Source organism: Frankia sp. CcWB2 (assembly GCF_977927585.1).
Genome location: NZ_CDWRCM010000151.1, coordinates 2,501 through 4,168, shown reverse-complemented (window position 1 = coordinate 4,168; position 1,668 = coordinate 2,501). Strand labels below are relative to the sequence as shown.

At 68.3% G+C, this 1,668-nt stretch carries 1 protein-coding gene and 1 pseudogene; one reads left to right on the top strand and one right to left on the bottom strand.

Annotated elements, in window-relative coordinates; all coding sequences use genetic code 11:
- Positions 1 to 192 (bottom strand): annotated as a pseudogene (locus ACY45C_RS15460) (hypothetical protein); the annotation flags it as partial.
- Positions 193 to 371: 179 nt separating this feature from the next.
- Between ACY45C_RS15460 and ACY45C_RS15455 the strand changes: the two are divergent.
- Positions 372 to 1,610 (top strand): glycosyltransferase family 4 protein, encoded by a 1,239-nt coding sequence (locus ACY45C_RS15455; RefSeq protein ID WP_462188298.1) that lies wholly within the window; start codon positions 372 to 374, stop codon positions 1,608 to 1,610.
- The last annotated feature ends 58 nt before the right edge of the window (positions 1,611 to 1,668 follow it).

The following is a 1,668-nucleotide window of genomic DNA, read 5'->3' as shown; positions in this document are numbered from 1 at the left end:
GCGCCGGATCGAACCGAAGGTCACCCGGCCGACGGGTGCCGGGCCAGGGCCGGCTACCGGTTCGGGTTCGGGTTCGGGAGGGTTGTCGGGTCCGCGGCTGTACGGCACCGGGGTCCCGCCGGCGCACGGTTCCAGGACCGGCCGGTCCATGCCGTTACGCGGCTGAGTGGTCAGTCCGTCCCTGTAGCCCACGCCCCGGACCAGGTATCCCGGCGACCTCCCTCGCGAGCCGGGCCGCGAGGGAAGTCGCTATACCCCTATCTGTGGGCCGGCGCGGCGCGAGTGGTCGCAAATCCAAAACCTCCGCAGCAACCGGTTATCGTGGCGATAAGGTGAGCTGACCGAAGTTCGCTCGCGGTGGGGGATTGGGCATGGAGATCGTCTTCTTGTGCGAGCAGTATCCGCCGATCATCTGGGACGGGGCGGGAGTCTATACACACGACATCGCTCACGCACTGGTCGCGCTCGGTCATCGGGTTCATATCCTCTGCGCGCAGGGACGCTACCGCACGGATGAGGATCATGACGGGGTGATGGTGCACCGGCGGCCTCTCCTGCGGTTGCCCGTCACCAGGTTTCTCGGCCCACTCGGCCGGTCGTTCCAGGGGGAGAACCACCCTCGCGATTCGCTCTCCCTGCGGTTCGTTCTCGCGGTTTCCTATGCTTTCTGGCTGCGTCGTCTCGGTCTGCGTCCCGACGTGATCGAGACTCAGGACGGCGAGACCCGGGGCCTGCGTACCGCCCTGCGCCGCGACATCCCCCTCGTGATCCACCTGCACACCCCGACGATGATGGATGTGCGCCTGCGGGACGGCCGGCTGCACGGCAGGGGCGCGGTGGCCGACCGGATCGACCGGTTCTCCGCTCTGCGTGCCGACGCGCGCACCGCTCCCTCTGAGCTGATCGTCACCACGCTGCGCGGTTTCGGCTGGCTGGATAGGGATACCGACGCGGACGTCATTCCTTACCCGTTCGACCGGTCCCCGTACATGGAGGTGGCGTCGCCCCAGCACACCGACCCGACGTTGCTCGTCGTCGGACGGCTCGAATGGCGCAAGGGGCTGGATGTCCTGATCGAGGCGGCCGCGCTGCTGAAGAAACGGGGTGTCGAGGCGACGGTGGTCTTCGCCGGTCAGTCCTCGGGCACGATCGAGGGTGTGGCGACCGGGACCTGGCTGGAGCAGCAGGCGGTCAAACTCGGCGTCACCTGCCGTTTCGCCGGCCACCTGACCCGTCCCGAGCTGGTCAAGGCCTATGAGGAGGCACGGGCGGTCGTCGTGCCGAGCCGGTTCGAGAGCTTCTCCATCGCGGGTCTCGAGGGAATGGCCTCGGGACGCCCGGTCGTCGCGACCGCGACAACCGGGGTGGCCACCTGGGTGGCGAAATGGAAGGGCGGCACGGTCATCCCGCCGGAGGACGCCCCCGCACTCGCCGACGCCCTGGAACCCTTCCTCACCGACCCGGAGTTCGCGGAGACGGTGGGTGCCCGCGGTCGGGTCGGCACCGCCGAGCTCGAGCCGTTGCGTATTGCCGCCCTGCGCGAGAAGGTCTACCAGAAGGCCATCGACCGTTTGCGGGCGCGCCACGGAAAAACCTCCGCCGTGGCATGAGGGTGGCGACCCGGATCATCGATTGCCGGTCACGAACCTGATCCAGGCGAAAACCCTA